We start from the raw sequence: 16262 nt of genomic DNA on the forward strand, positions 1-16262 counted from the left end.
ACGAGGGAGCACGCCGATGGCCCCCAACGACCGCAGCCCTCGACTGCGGGACTACGACGCCAAGCGGGACTTCGAGCGCACACCGGAGCCACCCGGTGCGGCGTCGGCATCGGCTGCTCCCGATGGTCTCCGGTTCGTCGTCCAGCGCCACCGCGCCTCCCGCCTGCACTACGACCTGCGCCTGGAGCTCGACGGGACCCTCCTCAGCTGGGCCGTGCCGAAGGGACCGACCCTGGACCCCGGCGCGCGCCGGCTGGCGGTGGAGGTCGAGGACCACCCCATCGAGTACGCCGACTTCGAGGGCGTGATCCCCGCGGGCGAGTACGGCGGCGGCGACGTCATCGTCTGGGACCGCGGCACGTGGCAGCCAGCCGACGGCGCCGACCCCCGCCGACAGCTCGCCGACGGCTCGCTGCACTTCGACGTGGAGGCCGAGAAGCTGCGAGGGCGGTTCGTCCTCGTGCGCAAGGGCCGTGGCGACGGTGGGGGCAAGCCCCAGTGGTTGCTGCTCCACAAGCGCGACGACGACGCAGTCGAGGGCTGGGACCCCGAGGAGCACCCGCGGTCGGTGCTGAGCGGTCGCACCAACGACCAGGTGGCAGCAGAACCCGACCTGGTGTGGCACAGCGACCGGCCCGCCGATGAGGCCGCCGAGGTCACCGACTCCGGCAGGCGCCGTGTCGGCTTCGAAGCGGTGGACGAGCGTGCGCTCCGAGCGCTGGACGGGCTCGGTCCGGACGGGACGTGGGAGCTGCAGGGTCGCGCCCTGAAGGTCACCAACCTCGACAAGGTGCTGTTCCCCGGCCGGGACGACGACGCGGCGCCGGTGACCAAGCGGGAGCTGCTCGCCTACCACGCCCGGATCGCCCCGTGGATGCTGCCCTACCTGCACGACCGCCCGGTGAACATGCACCGCTACCCGAACGGCGCCGGAGCGAAGGGCTTCTGGCAGAAGGCGGTCCCGGCCGGCGCGCCCGACTGGCTCACGCAGTGGCGCAACGAGGCCGCCGACGAGGGGGAGACCGAGTGCTACGCGGTGCTCGACGGCGCACCGTCGCTGGTGTGGGCGGCGAACCTCGCCGCCTTCGAGCTCCACCCCTGGACGTCCACCGCCGACCGGCCCGACCGTCCGAGCTGGGCGCTCATCGACGTGGACCCCGGTCCGGAGACCACGCCCGAGGAGCTGCTGCTGCTGGTGCGCTTGCACCGCACCGCGCTGCAGCACCTCGACGTCGCGGCGTGCCCCAAGACGAGCGGGCGGCGAGGCTTCCAGATCTGGATCCCTGTCGAGCAGCGCTACACGTTCGCCGAGACCCGCGAGTGGGTGGAGGCCCTCTCCAAGGCGATCGGGCGGACCGTGCCCGAGCTGGTCAGCTGGAAGTGGCAGAAGGAGGACCGGGGCGGCCTCGCTCGGCTCGACTACACGCAGAACGCGATCAACAAGACGCTGGTCGCCCCGTTCAGCGTGCGACCGGCTCCCGGCGCTCCGGTGTCGATGCCCATCACGTGGGACGAGCTCGACGATCCGGCCCTCACCTCGCACCGGTGGACGGTGCGCACCGCGCTCGAGCGCCTGGAGGAGCGGGGTGACCCGCTGGCCGATCTCATCGGCCGGCCCCAGGTGCTCCCGAAGCTCTGACGGTCCGGTGCCCGGGCCTGCGTATGGTGACGCCGTGGCTGGGGAGGCGGACCTGTCGGGGGAGTGGGCGGCGTTTGCCCCCGAGTGGATCGAGCGGATGGCCGCCGGTCGCGATCGGGCCCGGGAGGGCCTGCTCGACGACTGGATGCTCGAGGTCGTCGGCGACGTGGCCGGGCGCTCGGTGATCGACCTCGGCTGCGGCGAGGGCCGCTTCTGCCGGATGCTCGCGGCCCGCGGCGCCCGGACCCTCGGGGTCGACCTGCAGCCGGCGTTCGTCGAGCACGCCCGCAGGCTCGTCGGCCCGTCGGAGACCTACGAGCTCGGCGACCTGCAGTCCCTCACCGGCGTGGCCGACGCATCCTTCGACCTCGCTGTGTCCCACATCTCGCTGGTGGACGTGCCAGACGAGGCCGCCGCGGTCCGCGAGGCGTTCCGCGTCCTCGTGCCCGGCGGTCGCTTCGTGGTCTGCAACCTGGCGCCGATGGCCACCGCCGCGCTGGGCGACGACCCCTGGGTCCGCCGGCCCGACCGCAGCAAGGTCCACTACGTGCTCGACGACTACGCCGACGAGGGCCCGCGCGACATCCCGTTCCCCTCGGGGCACCGCATCACCAACCACCACCGGATGCTGAGCACGACGATCAACGGGTTCCTCGACGCCGGCTTCCATCTGCGCCGCCTGCACGAGCCGCTGCCGGACGAGGCGCAGCTGGCCCGGGTGCCCGACAACGAGGACCTCCTCCGGGTCCCGATCTTCGTGATCTACGACCTGCGCAAGCCGCACTGATCCAGGGATTTCGGTGTCCGAAACATCCGGTTTCCTTGCACGAACGTGTGTTCGCTCGCGAGGGTGGGGGCATGCCAGTTGGGGATGCGACGGTGCGGTTGCACGAGGCGATCGATCTCGTGGCTGGCATCGATGTGTCCGAGGTGCCCACGGCGGATGGGTTGGGGGAGCTGTTGGAGGAGCTGACCCGGTGTCTGCGCCGGTTGGACTTCGAGTTCCATCGGTTGCTGCGGTCGTTCGAGGCCCGGGGGGATCACGTGCCGCTCGGGTATCGGACGGCGAAGCAGTGGTGTCGGGATCGGTTGCGGATGGGTGATGCGGCGGCGGCGACGTCGTTGAAGCTGGGTCGGGTGCTCATCGACATGCCCGGGGTGTCGTCGCGGTGGGCGGCCGGGGATCTGGGTGCGGAGCATGCGGGGGCGATCGCGAAGGTGCGGACCGAGGAGACGCGGGAGGCGTTCGGGGAGTGGGAGGGATGGCTCGCCCAGCAGGCCGTGGATCTGGACATGCGGGGCCTGCGCAAGGTCCTGGCCAAGTGGCGCCTGCAGGTCGACCCCGACTCCGGTGAGCCCGATCGGATCGAACAGGACCGCGACGCGCATGTGTCGGCCACCTTCCAAGGCGCCGTCGTCATCGATGGGCTGTTGGATGCGATCGGTGGTGCCGCGTTCAAGACCGTGTTCGACGGCATCGTCGAAGAGCTGTTCAAAGCCGACTGGACCGAAGCCAAGACCCGCCTCGGCCGGGAGCCGCTGTCGAGTGAGCTGGCCCGCACGCCGGCGCAGCGTCGGGCGGATGCCTTGGTGGTCATGGCCCAACGCGCGCATGTCGCGAACCCGTCCGCTGCGGCCCGGATCCGACCCCTGGTCGTGGTGGTGTCCGGCCTGGATGCCCTGGCTGGTGGGCTGGCCGAGCTGTGGAACGAGACGCCGCTGTCGGCCCGCCAGCTGGCCCGGATCCTGGAGTCGGATCCGGATCTGGAGCGCTACGTGTACGGGCCCGGCCAGGTCCCGATCGCGTACAACGAACGGCACCGGTTCTTCACCGGCAAGCTCCGCCGGGCCATCCAGGTCCGCGACCGCCACTGCACCGCCCGGGGCTGTGACCGGCCCGCCGAGTACTGCGACATCGACCACATCGAAGCGGTCACCGCCGGCGGCAGGACCCGCCCTGACAACGGACGCGTCGCCTGCAACCCCGACAACCGAGCCCGACCCCACCGCCGCTTCCACGGCGACCCCGACCCATAGGAAGCGCTGCCGGCCGACGCCGGCGGAGGCCCGTCCGCGAGAGTGGGCCCATGCAGTACGTGAAGCTCGGCCGCACCGGCCTCGACGTGTCCAGGATCTGCCTCGGGTGCATGAGCTTCGGCGCGCCCGACGCCGGCAACCACGAGTGGTCCCTCGACGAGGAGGCCAGCCGCCCCTTCATCCGCCAGGCGGTCGAGCACGGCATCAACTTCTTCGACACGGCCAACGTGTACTCGGCCGGCACCAGCGAGGAGATCGTCGGTCGGGCGCTCCAGGAGTTCGCGAACCGAGACGACATCGTCCTCGCCTCCAAGGTGTTCGGTCCGATGCGCAAGGGGCCCAACAGCGCCGGGCTGTCCCGCAAGGCGATCATCGCCGAGTGCGAGGCCAGCCTCCGTCGCCTCGGCACCGACTACATCGACCTGTACCAGATCCACCGGTGGGACCCCCGCACGCCCATCGAGGAGACGCTCGAGGCGCTGCACGACCTGGTCCGCTCCGGGAAGGTCCGCTACATCGGCGCTTCGTCCATGTGGGCTTGGCAGTTCTCCAAGGCGCTGTACACCGCGGAGCTGCGGGGCTGGTCGAAGTTCGTGTCGATGCAGGACCACTACAACCTCCTCAACCGCGAGGAGGAGCGCGAGATGCTGCCGCTGTGCCAGGACCAGGGCATCGGCGTCATCCCGTGGAGCCCGCTCGCCCGGGGCCGCCTCACCCGGGACTGGGACACCGAGACCGAGCGCTCCCGCACCGACGAGTTCGGCAAGACCCTCTACGACACCAGCGCGAGCGACCGGGAGATCGTCCAGCAGGTCGCGACCGTCGCCGAGGCCCGGGGCATCTCCCGCGCCCAGGTCGCGCTGGCCTGGGTCCTGCACCAGCCGGCGGTCACCGCCCCGATCGTCGGGGCGACCAAGCCGCACCACCTCGACGACGCCGTCGCTGCCGTGGACGTGACCCTCACCGCCGAGGAGGTCGAGTCCCTGGAGGCTCCCTACACCCCGCACCCGGTCGTCGGGTTCGCCTGACCGACCCCGGTCACAGCCGCGGCGTACCCGAAAACTCGGGACGCGACCGGCACCGATGATTCCTGGGTTCGAGAGCCGTCTCCACGCCGGGACGATCCGTCCCCCGCCCTGACCCCGCTCCAGGAGCACGTCCCGATGCACCAGACGACCGCTGCCCCCGCCATCGTCGCCACCGGCCTGCGCAAGCGCTTCGGCGACGTCGTGGCCCTCGACGGCCTCGACCTCACCGTGCCGGAGGGCTCCGTGCTCGGGCTGCTCGGCCCCAACGGCGCCGGCAAGACCACGGCCGTCTCGATCCTCACCACGCTGCTCGAACCGGACGAGGGCAGCGCCACCATCGCCGGCGCCGACCTGCGCACGCAGCCCGGCGAGGTGCGCCGCCGCATCGGGCTGTCCGGGCAGTTCGCGGCGGTGGACGAGGTGCTCACCGGTCGGGAGAACCTGGTCATGATCGGTCGCCTCTACCGGCTCGGCCGGACCCGGTCGAAGCAGCGTGCCGCCGAGCTGCTCGAGCGCTTCGACCTCTCCGACGCGGGTGACCGGCCGGTGAAGACCTACTCGGGGGGCATGCGCCGCCGCCTCGACCTGGCCGGTGCGCTGGTGGCCGAACCGCCGGTGCTGTTCCTCGACGAGCCCACCACCGGCCTCGACCCCCGCAGCCGCATCGAGCTGTGGGGCGTGATCCGGGAGCTGGTCTCCCGCGGCGCCACGCTCCTGCTCACGACCCAGTACCTGGAGGAGGCCGACCAGCTGGCCGACGACATCGTCGTCATCGACCACGGGCGCGCCATCGCGTCGGGCACCGCCGACCAGCTCAAGGCCCAGGTCGGCGGCGAGCGGATCGAGCTCGTCGTTGCCGACGCAGCCCGCCTCGACGATGCGCACCAGGTCCTCGCCGCCCACGCCACGGGCGACATCGAGGTGCAGGTCCCGGCCCGGGCGCTGCAGGCGCCGATCGACGGGGGTGTGGACGTGCTGACCGACGTCCTCCAGGAGCTCCGGCACCGCCAGATCGAGATCAGCGACGTCGGCATCCGCCGTCCCACGCTCGACGACGTGTTCCTGACCCTGACCGGACACGTCGCCGAGGAACCCGATGACGACGCCCAGCGCACCGACCGAGCAGAGGTGACGGCATGAGCCAGACCGCGATCGAACCCACCACTGCGGGCGGCGCGGGCGGGCGCATCTCCTGGCGGGACACCCTGAGCGACATCGGCGTGATCGCCCACCGCAACGTCATCAAGATCACGCGGGTCCCCGAGGTCCTCGTGTTCGTGCTGCTGTCGCCGATCATGTTCGTGCTGCTGTTCGCCTACGTGTTCGGCAACTCGATCGACATCCCGGGCACCACCTACCGGGAGTTCCTGATCGCCGGCATCTTCGCCCAGACCGTGCTGTTCGGGGCCACGTTCACCGGGGCGGGCATCGCCGAGGACATGCAGAAGGGCATCATCGACCGGTTCAAGTCGCTGCCGATGTCCCGGTCGGCCGTGCTCGCCGGCCGCACCGCCAGCGACGTGATCTACAACGTGCTCTCGGTGGCGATCATGGCCCTCACCGGCCTGGCCGTCGGCTGGCGCATCCGGGGCTCGATCCTCGAAGCCGTCGGCGGGTTCGCCCTGCTGCTGCTCTTCGCCTACGCCATCTCGTGGGTGATGGCCTGGGTCGCCCTGCTCGTGCCGAGCGTCGAGGTCATCAACAACGCGTCGTTCATGGTGATCTTCCCGCTCACGTTCGTGGCCAACACGTTCGTGCCGGCCGAGGACCTCCCGGGACCGCTGCAGACGTTCGCCGAGTGGAACCCGGTCTCGGCGGTGACCCAGGCGGCGCGCGAGCTGTTCGGCAACATCCCGCCCGGGACCCCGGAGCCCACGGCGTGGTCGCTGCAGAACCCGGTCCTCTACACCCTCATCTGGGTGGTGATCACCGTGGCGGTCTTCGCGCCGCTCTCGGTCTCCCGGTACCAACGGTCCAGCACGCGCTGACGGGCCGCGCCGCCGGCGCCACCACGTTCAGCCCGAAGTGGACGGGAGGTGGACGGGAGATGTCGTATCGGTGAACGAGGGTGTGCAAGGGTCACGCCGCCGTCCCCCGACGTCGAGGCCGCCCGTGGTCAGCACCCGCCCCTCCACCACCGACGCAGCGACCGAGCGCCCGGTCCCCGCGCCCATCCGCGCTGCCGTCGTCGTCGCGCTGCTGTTCCTGTTCCTCGTGGGTGTCGGCCTGCTCGAGTCCGGCATCAACGCCCTCGGCAGCGACGTCCAGGAGGAGCTGTTCTCCAGCGTCTCGAACCCGATGGCCGGGCTCTTCGTCGGCATCCTCGCCACCGTGCTGGCCCAGTCGTCGTCGGTCACCACCTCGACCATCGTCGGCCTCGTCGGCGCCGGTCTCCTCGGAATCGACGACGCCGTGCCCATGATCATGGGCGCCAACATCGGCACCACGGTCACGAACACGCTCGCGTCGCTCGGCCACCTGCGGCGACCGGCCGAGTTCCGGTTGGCCTTCGCTGCCGCCACCGTGCACGACGCGTTCAACCTGCTGGCCGTCAGCATCCTGCTCCCGATCGAGCTGCTCACCGGCGTGCTGTCCAGCGCCGCCCGATTCCTCACCGAGCTGCTCCTCGGGGGCAGCGGGGCCGAGTTCGACAGCCCCTTCAAGGCCGCCGTCAAGGTCCCCGTCGGCTGGGTCGAGGAGCTGTGGGGAGACGTGGTCGGCCTGCAGGGGACCCTGCTCGGTGTGATGCTGGTGGTCACCGGCCTCGCCGCCATCTTCCTGGCCCTCACCTTCGTCACGAGGAACATGCGCCAGCTGATCGCCGCCCGCGTGGAGCGCTCGATCAACGCCATGCTGGGCAAGGGCGGCGGCGCGCCCGCCATCCTGCTCGGCATCATCATCACCGTGGCGGTGCAGTCGTCGAGCATCACGACCTCGATCATGATCCCGCTCTCGGCGGCCGGCGTCGTGTCGCTGGCCAACGCCTACCCGGTCACCCTCGGCGCCAACGTGGGCACCACGATCAGCGCCCTGCTGGCGTCTCTCGCCACCGACCGGCCCGAGGCGCTCACGGTCGCCTTGGTCCACACGCTGTTCAACCTGGCGGGGATCCTGCTCTTCTACCCGGTGCCGGCGCTCCGTCGGCTCCCGATCCGGATCGCCGAGTGGCTCGCCGAGATGGCGGCCCGCCGGCGCTCGATGGTGATCGGATATGTCATCGTCACGTTCCTGGTCATCCCGGCCATCGGCGTGATCCTCCTGCGATGAGGTGTTGATCCATGGTGTTCTCGTTCTTCCGCGGCGGTGACGAAGGCCTCGAGCACGTCCAGCACGAGATCGTGTCGATGGTCGGTCGCTGCCAGCACAGCTTCGACCTGGCGATGAGCTGCCTCGTCACCGACGGTGACATCGAACCCATCGGTGAGGAGGTGCGCGCCACCGACTGGGCCATCAACGGCATCGAGGAGAGCGTGCGGCGGGAGCTCGTGGTCCACTCCGCCGTCCACGGGGGCGCCGACGTCGGGGCCGTGCTCGCCTCGCTGCTCATGGTGAAGAAGCTCGAGCGGGTCGGGGACCAGGCCAAGAACATCTTCGACCTGGCGGCCGAGGGGGTCCGGTTCAGCGAGGCCGACGACTACGACCGCTTCCTCGACTTCCGCTCCCGGGTGTCCCAGCTGTTCACCGACACCGCCGACGCGCTGGCGGAGCCCGACGCCGCCGACCTCGCCGGCCTCGACCGGCGGGCGGAGGAGCTGATGGGCACCTTCGACGACCTCGTCAACGCCCTCATCCACGACGACGGCCCCGCGCGCTACGCCGTGCCCCGGGCCATGCTCTTCCGCTACCTCAAGCGGATCTGCGCCAACCTCATCAGCGTGGCGACCACCGCGGCCACCGGCATCGACCGCACCGGGGACGTCGACCTCGACGAGTGACCGGCGTGGCAGGGTGACGCCCATGGCGCGCCCCGACGACGGTCCCGACCAGGTGCAGCTCGCCGGGCCGCCGCGCGTGCCCCGCTGGCTCGACGTGCTCACCGCCTGGAGCTGGCGGCTCCTCATCATCGGCCTCGCCGTGTACGCCACGGGCATCATCGCCGCGCAGCTCCGGATCGTGCTGCTGCCGGTCGGCATCGCGCTGCTCCTCGCCACCGTCCTCATCCCGGTGCGCAAGCTCTTCACCGATCGCGGCGTCCCGGTGCCGCTCGCGATGCTCGGCACCGTCGCCGTGTTCTTCGGGACCGTGTTCTTCGTCGGCTGGGTCATCGTCCCCCCGCTCGTCGACGAGTTCTCCGGCCTCGACACCACCCTCGAGACCGCGGCCGACGACGTCCAGGAGTGGCTCATCGACGGTCCGATCGGGCTGAGCGAGGACTTCGTCGTCGATGCCCGTGAGCGCATCGAGGAGGCGGCCGACAGCGCCAGCATCTCCGAGGGCGCGGTGGTGGACGGGGCGACGCTGGCCGGCGAGGTGCTCGCCGGGCTGCTGCTGGCCCTCGTCGTCACGTTCTTCGTGGTCAAGGACGGTCCGATGATGCAGCGGGCCTTGCTGTCCCGGTTCTCCGAGCCCCGCCAGGTCCAGCTGCGCGCCGCGGGCAACGGCGCCTGGCGCGCCCTCGGCGGCTACCTGCGCGGCGCTGCCGCGCTCGGCGTCGTCGAAGGTGTCGTCATCGGCGCCACGATGTTCATCGTGGGCGCCGAGCTGGCCCTGCCGGTGGCCGCCCTCACGTTCGTCTCCGCCTTCTTCCCCTTCGTCGGCGCCATCGCCGCCGGGATCATCGCCGTGTCCGTCACCCTCGTCACCGCAGGCACGGCGGCGGCCGGCATCGTGGCCATCGTGGCGGTCGTGGTGCAGCAGCTCGACAACGACCTGCTCGCGCCCGTCATCTACGGCAAGGCGCTGCAGCTCCACCCGCTGGTCGTGATCCTGGCCCTCACGACCGGCGCCGCCATCGCCGGCATCGCCGGCGCCTTCATCGCCGTGCCGCTCGTGGCCGTCGCCATCCGCGCCGGCGCCGCGGTGCGGTCGCTCGACGAAGGTGACCTCGATGACCCGGATGCGGCACGGGCCCTCGATGGGGTCCGCCCGACCCCTGACGCGCCCGACCCCTGACGGGCCCGGGACCCGAGACCCTGGGCAAGGTCGGAACCGTGCGCGAGGGTGGCGGGATCACCGATCGAGGAGACGTCCGATGAAGGCCCTGCAGCTGACCGCGTTCAAGCAGCCAGGCGAGCTGGTCGAGGTCGACCAGCCCGAGCCGGGACCGGGGGAGGTGCTGATCCGCATCGGCGGCGCCGGCGCGTGCCACTCGGACCTGCACCTGATGCACGACTTCGAACCCGGCATGATGCCGTGGAACCCGCCCTTCACCCTCGGCCACGAGAACGCCGGCTGGGTGGAGGCGCTCGGAGCGGGCGTCTCCGGGCTGGAGGTGGGTGAGGCCGTCGCCGTCTATGGACCGTGGGGCTGTGGGCTCTGCCGGCGCTGCGCGCTCGGCATGGAGAACTACTGCGAGCGGCCCGACCTCACCGGCGCCGCGGTCGGCGGCCTCGGCGCCGACGGTGGCATGGCGCCCTACATGGTGGTGCCGGCCGTCCGCCACGTCGTGCCCATCGGCGACCTCGACCCCGCGGAGGCGGCGCCGCTCACCGACGCCGGCCTCACGCCCTACCACGCCGTCAAGCGGGCCCTCCCGCTGCTGACGCCGGGGACGACGGCGGTCGTCATCGGCGTCGGCGGCCTCGGCCACATGGCCGTGCAGATGCTGCGGGCCCTCAGCCCCGCCACGGTGATCGCCGTCGATCAGCGACCGGAAGCGCTCCGCCTCGCCGAATCGGTCGGTGCGCACCACGGCGTGGTCTCCGACGACGAGGCCGCCGCCACCATCCGCGACCTCTCGGGCGGCCAGGGAGCGGACGTGGTCCTGGACTGCGTCGGCGCGGACGCGACCCTCGCGCTCGGCGCCGCAGCCAGCCGGGTGCTCGGACAGCTCACCATCGTCGGCATCGCCGGCGGCACGCTGCCGATGAGCTTCTTCAGCATCCCCTACGAGGTGTCGGTCGCCACGACCTACTGGGGCAGCCTGCCCGAGCTGCACGAGGTGCTCGCCATGGCCCGGTCGGGGATCATCACCCCTCACGTCACCCGCTTCGACCTCGACGAGGCCCCGTCGGTCTACGAGCGCCTCGCGGCCGGCGAGATCGAGGGCCGGGCGGTCATCGTCCCGACATCGTGAGGTCGTCCGCCCCGTAGCCTCGGGTCCATGACCGCTGCGCCCCAGACGCTGGTGCTCACCGGCGTCTCGGGCGCCGGGAAGTCCACGGTGGGGCGCGCGCTGGCCGATCGGATCGGCGCGGTCCTGCTCGACGCGGACGACTTCCACCCGGAGGCCAACCGCCAGAAGATGGCCGATGGCGAGCCGCTCACCGACGCGGACCGGGACCCGTGGATCGACTCCCTGGTCTCCGAGCTCGCCCACCGGGCCCGGGCCGGCGATCGGGTCGTGCTGGCGTGCTCGGCGCTGCGGCGCCAGCACCGCCTCCGCCTGCTCGACGCCGCACCCGACGTGGCGCTCGTGCACCTCGAGGTCGGACCCGAGGAGCTGGCCCGGCGCCTGGCGAGCCGCACCGAGCACTTCATGCCCGCCGACCTGCTCGACAGCCAGCTCGCCGACCTGGAGCACCCGTCGGGCGAGCACCACACCGTCGTGGACGGCGAGGCCCCTGTGGAGTCCGTGGTCGACGACATCCTGCGAGTGGCGGAGGAGTAGCGGGTCGGGACCGAGGACCCTGTCGCGTGGGGTGGCGCGACCGGCACGATCGGGACATGGACAGCACCGGAGGAACCAGTCTCGACCACCAGGGCCTGGAGGTCATCGCCCCGGAGGAGTGCTGGCAGCTCCTCGCCGACTCGCCCGTGGGACGGGTCGCGTTCAACGAGGCGGGTGAGCCCATGGTGCTCCCCGTCAACCACGCGGTCGTCGGACACCGGGTCGTGTTCCGGACGCTGCGCGGCTCGCTCCTCCACGAGGCGCTCATGGCCGAGCCCGTGGCCTTCCAGGTCGACAGCTTCGACGTCATCGAGCGAACCGGCTGGAGCGTGCTGGTGCGTGGCGTCGCCGACCTCGCCGAGGACCCCGAGGAGCTCGAGAAGCTGGAGCTGCACCCGTGGGCCGACTCGGTCGAGCGGGAGGACTGGGTCCAGATCCGGGCCGAGGAGATCTCGGGCCGGCGGATCATCCCCCCGGGGACCTGACGGCGCTCAGGCCGGCGCCGGCCGGTTCAGTCGTGCCGGGATCGGGATCTGGTCGGCGTACTTCGCGGCGATCGGGCCGAGCACCGCGGTGATGAGCACGTAGGCCGCGGCGAACGCGCCGAGGTCGGTGCCGTCGACCGTGCCGACGCCGAGCGATGCGATCACGATGGAGAACTCGCCCCGAGCGATCAGCGCAGTACCAGCGCGCAACCGGCCCCGGACGCCCACACCTGCCCGGGCCGCGGCCAGCCAGCCCGAGAGCATCTTGGTGGCGGCACTCGCGACCGCGAGGAGCAGCGCCGGGAGCAGGACGCTGATGAGGGAGTCGGGGGCGATGCCGAAGGAGAAGTAGAGGAAGAAGATCGGGGCGAAGAGGTTGCGCAGCGGTTCGACGAGCACGGTCGCCCGGTGCTGCACCGCGCCCGACAGGGCGAGACCGACGAGGAAGGCCCCGATCGCGCTGGAGACCTGCAGCTGCTCGGCCAGGCCACCCACCAGGAGCGTCAGGCCGAAGATCGAGAGCAGGAGGGATTCGTCCCCACCAGGGGCCAGCATGGCGCTCAGACGGGCGCCGCTGCCGAGGGCGAGGACGAGGATGATCCCCACGGCGGCGAGCGCGATGCCCACGGTGGCGGCGGTGTCGAGTGCGGTCCGGCCGGCGACGAGGGCGGCGGCGATCGGCAGGTAGACCGCCATGGCCAGGTCCTCGATCACGAGCACGTTCAGGATGGACGGGGTCTCACGGTTGCCGAGGCGCCGCAGGTCGGTGAGGACCTTGGCGACGACGCCCGACGAGCTCACCCACGTGACGCCACCGAGCAGCACCGCAGCGGTGGTCTCCCACCCGAGGGCGAGCCCGGCGAGGAAGCCGGGCAGGAAGTTGGCGACCGCGTCCACCGCCCCGGTTCCGGTGCCGGTGCGCAGACCGTGGCGAAGCTCGTCCGCCGTGTACTCGAGGCCGAGGGCGAAGAGCAGCAGCAGCACGCCGATCTGGCCGCTGATGGCCAGGAAGTCCTGGCCGGCCTCGAGCGACGTGAAGCCGCCCTCGCCGACGGCGAGGCCGGCGAGGAGGTAGAGCGGGATCGCCGTGATGCCGAGGCGGCCGGCGATGCGCGCCAGCACGGCCAGGGCGACCACGACCCCACCGATCTGGATGAACGCCTCGGCCGTCTCCCCGCTGACCGCGGCCAGCACCAGCGTCACGGGCGCAGCGCCTGCCGCAGGAGCTCCAGTCCGTCTGCGGTGCCCACCGCGACCACGACGTCCTCCGGTAGGAGCACGAAGTCCGGGCTCGGTGCCGGTTCGCTGGTGTCGCCCCGGATCACCGCCACGACCGACGCGCCGGTGCGGGTGCGGAGCTGGCCGTCACCGATGCTCCGGTTGGCCATCTCGGACTCCTCGGCGACCTCGATCCACTCGAGGGTGAGCCCCTCGATGCGCTGCTGGACCGCGGCCAGGGCCTCGGTGACCTGGCTGGCACCGAGCAGGTCGCTGAGCGTGCGGCTGTCGTCGGCGCTCAGCTCGAGGACGGAGCGGGCCACGTCGGTGTCCTTGCGGTCGTAGACGATGATCTCGCGTCGACCGGAGTGGTGGTGCACCACCCCGACGTGGTCCTTGTCGCCCGTCTTGAACTCGTAGCGCACGCCCACCCCGGGCAGCTGCGTCTCGGTCACCTCGGCCACTGGCGCTCCTGTCGTCGGCGTCGTGGCCAGTCTGCCCGATGGCGCGAACGACTCAGCCGGTGACCTCGCGCAGGCGTCCGGTCTCGACCTCGTAGACGAAGCCGCGCACGTGCTCCTTGTGCGAGATGAAGGGCGTCATCTCGATGCGGTGCATCGACTGGCGCACGTCCGCGTCGACGTCGGTGAACGCCTCGAGCGACCACCACGGCTTCACGCCGAGCTCGGCGGCGAGCTCCTCGCGGAAGTCGCCTTCATCGACCTTGGACAGGCCGCAGTCGGTGTGGTGCAGCAGCACGATCTCCCGCGTGCCGAGGAAGCGCTGCGACAGGCAGAGGGAGCGGATGACGTCGTCGGTGATGACCCCACCGGCGTTCCGTATGACGTGGGCCTCGCCGTTCTCGAGCCCGAGGATCTGGAAGATGTCCATGCGGGAGTCCATGCAGGCCACGACGGCGAGGTTCCGGGTGGGAGCGACCTCGAGGTCGGAGTCGTGGAAGGCGCCGGCGTACTCCGCGTTCTTGGCCAGGAGCTCGTCGGTGTTGGGGGAGAAGGGCTCGGTCATGTCGGAGATGCTACGGCTCGATGGAAACTGACGCAATCTGATTGACCTATTCCAGTGTGTGTGTTTGGCTCTCTCCATGACCCCATCGCGTGCACTCGTCGACGAGCTCGAGCGCCAGGTCCGGATCATCGAGCGGCTCTGGACCATGGCCCCGCCGCCTCGCCACCGGGACGCCCCCCGCGTGCTCGGCAAGCTGGAGGGAGAGGTCCGCCACCTGCTGCTCCGGGCCCGCTGCGGGGCGAAGGACGACCACGTCTGGGCCGAGGCGCTCCGCTGCGGACGGCACCTCGACCGGTTGCGGGCCGAGTGGCACCACGACCCGTTGGCCGCATGAGCGGGGCCACGCTCACGGCGGCCGGTCCGGAACCGACTCGGCCGGCACCCGAGCGTGCCCTCGGGTGGACGTTCCTCACGAACCACGGTCACGTTCTCGTCGCCATCAGTCGCGATCCCGAGCTGCGCCAGCGCGACATCAGCCAGGCGGTCGGCATCACGCAAGGTGCGGTGCAGCGCATCCTGGACGATCTGGAGGCCGGCGGCTACGTCCGGCGCCAGCGCGTCGGCCGCCGCAACCGGTACGAGGTCATCGCCGACCGCCCGCTGCGCCACCCGTTGGAGCAGCCGCGCACGGTGGCCGACCTGCTGGAGGCGGTCGAGGCCTGAGCGGGCCGCCGAGCAGGGCAGACTCGGCAGCGATGAGCCACGCCGACGTCGTCGCCGCGCTGCAGGATGCGCTCCCCGCCGAGTCGGTGGTCGTCGACCCCGACGTGGTCGACGGGTACCGCTTCGATCGGGCCAAGACGGTGGTGCCGGGTACCCCGGTCGCGCTGGTGCGCGCCGGATCGACCGACGAGGTCGCCGTCACGCTGCGCGTGGCCAGCCGGTTCGGGGTGGGCGTGGTGACCCGGGGTGCGGGCACGGGGCTGTCGGGTGGGTCGGCCGCGGTGGACGGCTGCATCACCCTGTCGACCGAGCGCATGCGCGAGGTCCGCATCGACGCGGGATCGATGGTCGCGGTGGTCCAGCCCGGCGCGCTCAACGTCGAGGTCAAGGCCGCGGCCCGCACCGAGGGGCTCTGGTACCCGCCCGACCCGTCCTCCTACGAGATCTGCTCCATCGGGGGGAACCTGGCCACCAACGCCGGGGGCCTGTGCTGCGTGAAGTACGGCGTGACCACCGACTACGTGCTCGGCATCGAGGTCGTCCTCGCCGACGGCACGATCACGCGGCTCGGAGGCCGGACCATCAAGGACGTCGCCGGGCTCGACCTCAAGCGGCTCTTCGTCGGGTCCGAAGGCACCCTCGGTGTGATCACCGAGGCCACGTTGCGCCTGCGTCCCACCCCGCCACCGTCCTCCACCGTGGTGGCGACCTTCGTCGACCCGATCCACGCCGGCGTCGCCGTGGCCTCGACGATGGCGTCCCTGCGCCCGTCGGCGCTCGAGCTCATGGACCGCGCCGCGGTCGCGGCGGTGGAGTCGGTCAAGCCGATGGGGCTCGACACCTCGATCGGCGCCCTCCTCCTCGGCCAGTCCGACGCCGGGGACTCGACCGCCGCCCGCATGGCTGAGCACGCCGAGGCCGCCGGCGCCACCTACGTGGCCGTCACCGACGATCCCGACGAGGGCGAGCTGCTCATGGCGGCCCGGCGCATGGCCATCCCGTGCGTGGAGCGCCTCGGCAGCGTGCTCATCGAGGACGTGGGCGTGCCCATCCCGCAGATCCCGGCGCTGCTCGCCGCCGTGGCCGCCGTCGCCGAGCGCCACGACACCGCCATCCCGGTCATCGGCCACGCCGGGGACGGCAACTTCCACCCGCTCGTGACCTTCGATCCGGCGGACCCCGATGCCGTCGCCCGGGCCGATGCCGCCTTCGGCGCCGTGATGGACGCCGCCCTCGACCTCGGCGGCACCATCACCGGCGAGCACGGGGTCGGGTCGCTCAAGGCCGCCCACCTCGCGACCCAGCTCGGCCCCGACGTGGTGGACCTGAGCCGCCGGGTGAAGGCGGCGCTCGACCCCCAGGGCATCCTCAACCCCGGCAAGTGGCTCTAGCGCGCT

Annotated in this window: 18 protein-coding genes; 15 read left to right on the forward strand and 3 right to left on the reverse strand. The window is 71.6% G+C overall.

What is annotated here, in order from left to right; genetic code table 11:
- Nucleotides 1–16: 16 nt before the first annotated feature.
- The 12 genes from RGQ06_RS10540 to RGQ06_RS10595 all read left to right on the forward strand — a co-directional run bounded on the left by RGQ06_RS10540 (nucleotide 17) and on the right by RGQ06_RS10595 (nucleotide 11958).
- Nucleotides 17–1639 (forward strand): DNA polymerase ligase N-terminal domain-containing protein, encoded by a 1623-nt coding sequence (locus tag RGQ06_RS10540; protein WP_432429033.1) that lies wholly within the window; start codon nucleotides 17–19, stop codon nucleotides 1637–1639.
- A gap of 34 nt (nucleotides 1640–1673) precedes the next feature.
- Complete coding sequence (locus RGQ06_RS10545; RefSeq protein ID WP_432429032.1) at nucleotides 1674–2426, forward strand: class I SAM-dependent methyltransferase; 753 nt, start codon at nucleotides 1674–1676, stop codon at nucleotides 2424–2426.
- A gap of 35 nt (nucleotides 2427–2461) precedes the next feature.
- Complete coding sequence (locus RGQ06_RS10550) at nucleotides 2462–3676, forward strand: DUF222 domain-containing protein (RefSeq protein ID WP_432430665.1); 1215 nt, start codon at nucleotides 2462–2464, stop codon at nucleotides 3674–3676.
- Nucleotides 3677–3726: 50 nt separating this feature from the next.
- Nucleotides 3727–4704: an aldo/keto reductase gene (locus RGQ06_RS10555; RefSeq protein WP_432429030.1), complete on the forward strand. Its 978-nt coding sequence runs from the start codon at nucleotides 3727–3729 to the stop codon at nucleotides 4702–4704.
- 135 nt (nucleotides 4705–4839) lie between these two features.
- Nucleotides 4840–5844: an ATP-binding cassette domain-containing protein gene (locus RGQ06_RS10560; RefSeq protein WP_432429029.1), complete on the forward strand. Its 1005-nt coding sequence runs from the start codon at nucleotides 4840–4842 to the stop codon at nucleotides 5842–5844.
- On the forward strand, nucleotides 5841–6692 hold the full coding sequence (locus RGQ06_RS10565; RefSeq protein WP_432429028.1) for an ABC transporter permease: 852 nt from the start codon (nucleotides 5841–5843) through the stop codon (nucleotides 6690–6692). The genes RGQ06_RS10560 and RGQ06_RS10565 overlap by 4 nt, the downstream gene beginning before the upstream one ends.
- 124 nt (nucleotides 6693–6816) lie before the next feature.
- A complete protein-coding gene (locus RGQ06_RS10570) occupies nucleotides 6817–7971 on the forward strand; it encodes a Na/Pi symporter (RefSeq protein ID WP_432429027.1) in 1155 nt (384 codons plus the stop codon).
- A gap of 11 nt (nucleotides 7972–7982) precedes the next feature.
- Nucleotides 7983–8639, forward strand: coding sequence for a PhoU domain-containing protein (locus tag RGQ06_RS10575; protein ID WP_432429026.1), 657 nt, complete (start codon nucleotides 7983–7985; stop codon nucleotides 8637–8639).
- Nucleotides 8640–8661: 22 nt separating this feature from the next.
- Nucleotides 8662–9816 carry an AI-2E family transporter gene (locus RGQ06_RS10580; RefSeq protein ID WP_432429025.1) on the forward strand — a complete coding sequence of 385 codons (1155 nt, stop codon included), beginning with the start codon at nucleotides 8662–8664 and terminating at the stop codon, nucleotides 9814–9816.
- Nucleotides 9817–9895: 79 nt separating this feature from the next.
- A complete protein-coding gene (locus RGQ06_RS10585) occupies nucleotides 9896–10939 on the forward strand; it encodes an NAD(P)-dependent alcohol dehydrogenase (protein ID WP_432429024.1) in 1044 nt (347 codons plus the stop codon).
- A 27-nt stretch (nucleotides 10940–10966) separates the two neighbouring features.
- Nucleotides 10967–11473 (forward strand): gluconokinase, encoded by a 507-nt coding sequence (locus RGQ06_RS10590; protein WP_432429023.1) that lies wholly within the window; start codon nucleotides 10967–10969, stop codon nucleotides 11471–11473.
- 56 nt (nucleotides 11474–11529) lie between these two features.
- Nucleotides 11530–11958 carry a pyridoxamine 5'-phosphate oxidase family protein gene (locus tag RGQ06_RS10595; RefSeq protein WP_432429022.1) on the forward strand — a complete coding sequence of 143 codons (429 nt, stop codon included), beginning with the start codon at nucleotides 11530–11532 and terminating at the stop codon, nucleotides 11956–11958.
- A gap of 6 nt (nucleotides 11959–11964) precedes the next feature.
- Here the strand turns inward: RGQ06_RS10595 and RGQ06_RS10600 are convergent, their stop codons facing one another.
- From RGQ06_RS10600 to RGQ06_RS10610, 3 genes are read right to left on the reverse strand one after another with little or no spacing between them, the layout of a single operon-like run.
- On the reverse strand, nucleotides 11965–13161 hold the full coding sequence (locus RGQ06_RS10600; protein ID WP_432429021.1) for a cation:proton antiporter: 1197 nt from the start codon (nucleotides 13159–13161) through the stop codon (nucleotides 11965–11967).
- Nucleotides 13158–13640, reverse strand: a complete 483-nt coding sequence (locus RGQ06_RS10605) for a cation:proton antiporter regulatory subunit (RefSeq protein ID WP_432429020.1) — start codon at nucleotides 13638–13640, stop codon at nucleotides 13158–13160. The genes RGQ06_RS10600 and RGQ06_RS10605 overlap by 4 nt, the downstream gene beginning before the upstream one ends.
- A gap of 52 nt (nucleotides 13641–13692) precedes the next feature.
- The gene (locus RGQ06_RS10610; protein WP_432429019.1) at nucleotides 13693–14202 is read right to left on the reverse strand and encodes a beta-class carbonic anhydrase; all 510 of its coding nucleotides are present in this window, start codon (nucleotides 14200–14202) and stop codon (nucleotides 13693–13695) included.
- 76 nt (nucleotides 14203–14278) lie between these two features.
- Here RGQ06_RS10610 and RGQ06_RS10615 point away from each other — a divergent pair, with 76 nt between their 5' ends.
- The 3 genes from RGQ06_RS10615 to RGQ06_RS10625 are packed head-to-tail and all read left to right on the forward strand — an operon-like array spanning nucleotide 14279 to nucleotide 16256.
- Nucleotides 14279–14536, forward strand: coding sequence for a hypothetical protein (locus RGQ06_RS10615; RefSeq protein WP_432429018.1), 258 nt, complete (start codon nucleotides 14279–14281; stop codon nucleotides 14534–14536).
- Nucleotides 14533–14865, forward strand: a complete 333-nt coding sequence (locus tag RGQ06_RS10620; protein WP_432429017.1) for a MarR family transcriptional regulator — start codon at nucleotides 14533–14535, stop codon at nucleotides 14863–14865. The genes RGQ06_RS10615 and RGQ06_RS10620 overlap by 4 nt, the downstream gene beginning before the upstream one ends.
- Before the next feature lie 32 nt (nucleotides 14866–14897).
- Complete coding sequence (locus tag RGQ06_RS10625; protein ID WP_432429016.1) at nucleotides 14898–16256, forward strand: FAD-binding oxidoreductase; 1359 nt, start codon at nucleotides 14898–14900, stop codon at nucleotides 16254–16256.
- Nucleotides 16257–16262: the final 6 nt, after the last annotated feature.

It is taken from the genome of Salinilacustrithrix flava (genome assembly GCF_041228405.1).
GTDB classification, from domain to species: Bacteria; Actinomycetota; Acidimicrobiia; order Acidimicrobiales; family Salinilacustritrichaceae; genus Salinilacustrithrix; species Salinilacustrithrix flava.

What these genes read in the sequence shown, in the direction of transcription:
- RGQ06_RS10555 (WP_432429030.1), top strand. Translation starts at nt 3,727, where the DNA reads ATGCAGTACGTGAAGCTCGGCCGCACCGGCCTCGACGTGTCCAGGATC.
- RGQ06_RS10610 (WP_432429019.1), bottom strand. Translation starts at nt 14,202, where the DNA reads ATGACCGAGCCCTTCTCCCCCAACACCGACGAGCTCCTGGCCAAGAAC.
- RGQ06_RS10620 (WP_432429017.1), top strand. Translation starts at nt 14,533, where the DNA reads ATGAGCGGGGCCACGCTCACGGCGGCCGGTCCGGAACCGACTCGGCCG.
- RGQ06_RS10540 (WP_432429033.1), top strand. Translation starts at nt 17, where the DNA reads ATGGCCCCCAACGACCGCAGCCCTCGACTGCGGGACTACGACGCCAAG.
- RGQ06_RS10615 (WP_432429018.1), top strand. Translation starts at nt 14,279, where the DNA reads ATGACCCCATCGCGTGCACTCGTCGACGAGCTCGAGCGCCAGGTCCGG.
- RGQ06_RS10565 (WP_432429028.1), top strand. Translation starts at nt 5,841, where the DNA reads ATGAGCCAGACCGCGATCGAACCCACCACTGCGGGCGGCGCGGGCGGG.
- RGQ06_RS10585 (WP_432429024.1), top strand. Translation starts at nt 9,896, where the DNA reads ATGAAGGCCCTGCAGCTGACCGCGTTCAAGCAGCCAGGCGAGCTGGTC.
- RGQ06_RS10590 (WP_432429023.1), top strand. Translation starts at nt 10,967, where the DNA reads ATGACCGCTGCGCCCCAGACGCTGGTGCTCACCGGCGTCTCGGGCGCC.
- RGQ06_RS10575 (WP_432429026.1), top strand. Translation starts at nt 7,983, where the DNA reads ATGGTGTTCTCGTTCTTCCGCGGCGGTGACGAAGGCCTCGAGCACGTC.
- RGQ06_RS10560 (WP_432429029.1), top strand. Translation starts at nt 4,840, where the DNA reads ATGCACCAGACGACCGCTGCCCCCGCCATCGTCGCCACCGGCCTGCGC.
- RGQ06_RS10625 (WP_432429016.1), top strand. Translation starts at nt 14,898, where the DNA reads ATGAGCCACGCCGACGTCGTCGCCGCGCTGCAGGATGCGCTCCCCGCC.
- RGQ06_RS10595 (WP_432429022.1), top strand. Translation starts at nt 11,530, where the DNA reads ATGGACAGCACCGGAGGAACCAGTCTCGACCACCAGGGCCTGGAGGTC.
- RGQ06_RS10580 (WP_432429025.1), top strand. Translation starts at nt 8,662, where the DNA reads ATGGCGCGCCCCGACGACGGTCCCGACCAGGTGCAGCTCGCCGGGCCG.